Genomic DNA, 2146 nt, shown 5'->3' on the forward strand with positions numbered 1-2146 from the left:
GGGACAAAACCACAGGCAAACCTGTATATAACGCCATAGTCTGGCAGTCCCGCCAAACTATGGACATCTGCAACGACTTGAAGGCCAAGGGGCTAGAAGATACTTTCCGCCAAAAAACCGGTTTGGTTATTGACGCCTACTTCTCTGGCACCAAAGTAAAATGGATACTTGACAATGTTGAAGGTGCCCGTGCCAAAGCCGAAAAGGGAGAACTTCTCTTCGGAACCATTGATACTTGGCTGATCTGGAAATTATCTGGTGGCAAAGTGCATGTGACTGACTACTCCAATGCTTCCCGCACGCTCATGTATAATATCCGCGAACTCAAATGGGACGAAGAACTATTGGCCGCGCTGACGGTGCCAGCTTCTATGCTGCCTCAGGTGCGTCCATCCAGTGAGGTTTACGGCTATACTGATCCGGTGGTATTCTTGGGGGCTTCTGTACCGATTGCCGGGGCCGCAGGTGACCAGCAGGCAGCGCTGTTCGGACAAACTTGCTTTAAGCCTGGCATGGCAAAAAATACTTACGGCACTGGCTGCTTTATGCTGATGAACACCGGGGACAAAGTATATGACTCTAAGAACGGTCTTTTGACCACCATTGCCTGGGGTATTGAAGGCAAAGTCGAATATGCGTTGGAAGGCAGTATTTTTGTTGCCGGTTCGGCAGTTCAGTGGCTGCGCGACGGTCTGAAATTGATTGATGCTGCTCCTGACTCCGAATACTTTGCTCAGAAAGTCAGCGATGCGGAAGGTGTGTATGTTGTTCCAGCCTTTGTGGGTTTAGGCGCTCCCTATTGGAATATGACTGCCCGCGGTGCGATTTTAGGCTTGACCCGTGGTACTACTAAGGCTCATGTGGTTCGGGCTACGCTTGACTCCATGGCTTATCAGACCAAAGACGTGTTAAGCGCCATGGAAGCCGACTCGAATATTAAACTGCAAGCCCTCAAGGTGGATGGCGGCGCAGTAGTGAATAATGTCCTCATGCAATTCCAGGCAGATATCCTGGGCGTACCGGTTGATCGGCCACAGGTTACCGAAACTACTGCTCTGGGCGCAGCCTATCTTGCCGGTTTGGCAGTCGGCGTATGGGGTAACAAAGAAGAATTGATTAAGAACTGGAAACTTGACAGACGTTTCGAGCCCAAGATGCCAGCCGAGCAAAGTGCCAAACTGTATAAAGGTTGGCAAAAAGCAGTCAAGCGTTCGATGGATTGGGAAGAGTAAAACAATTATTTAGACAAAGTATTATTACGGACTTAGAGATGAAGAGAAGTCCTGCTTGCGCCAAACATTGGCACAGGGGGACTTCTCTGTCTTTTCTTATATCTTTACATTCCGGAGACTGGTTACCCATTTTCAGGTAGTAAGTATTGTTGAGAGTGGGTAACCAGTCTCCAAGAAGGGGTTATACATATGAAACAAGCTACTGTAGTCGTCATCGGCGGCGGGGCAACCGGGGTCGGTATTCTCCGGGATTTGTCCATGCGCGGTATCAAAACCATTTTAGTTGAACAAAAAGATTTGGCTTATGGTACTAGCTCGCGGTTTCATGGATTGTTACACAGCGGCGGTCGGTATGCGGTGAAAGATGCCGAATCAGCGAAAGAATGTATTGAAGAAAATCGGATTTTACGCAAAGTGGCCAAACAGGCGGTGGAAGAAACCGAAGGATTGTTTGTCAGGCTGCCGGAAGATGATGAAGCGTTTGAAGCTGCCTGGGTAGAAGCTTGTGCGAAAGTAAATATTCCGGCAATCCCCATCACACCCGCAGAAGCCAAACGATTGGAGCCACAACTCACCGACAAGGTGGTTGCCGCTTATCGTGTTCCTGACTCGGCCATCGATGGCTTTCGTTTGGTTTGGCAAAATGTTATGTCAGCTCGCAAGTATGGCGGGGAGGCATTGACCTATACCGAGGTCATTGGCATTGAACATATCAACAATCAGGTGGTGGGAGTAAAGATCAGAAATACGCTAACAGGTGAAACGGGTTCCATTGCCTGTGACTATGTTGTCAACGCTGCAGGCTCATGGGTGGGGCAGATAGCGCAGCTGGCTGGGCTTGACGTGCATGTTAGCCCTGACAGAGGGGTACTCATAGCCTTTAATCACCGGTTTACCAGCCGGATAGTCAATAG

General features: G+C 49.3%; 2 protein-coding genes. Both read left to right on the forward strand.

Annotation, left to right across the window (positions count from 1 at the left end; all coding sequences use genetic code 11):
• Positions 1–1232 (forward strand): glycerol kinase GlpK (gene glpK, locus AC29Z1_RS11730; RefSeq protein WP_488271648.1); only part of this gene is annotated, 1232 nt, incomplete at its 5' end.
• Positions 1233–1421: 189 nt separating this feature from the next.
• The coding region (locus AC29Z1_RS11735) for an FAD-dependent oxidoreductase (protein ID WP_488271649.1) at positions 1422–2146 on the forward strand (725 nt) is incomplete at its 3' end.

The organism is Sporomusa sp. (genome assembly GCF_057736855.1).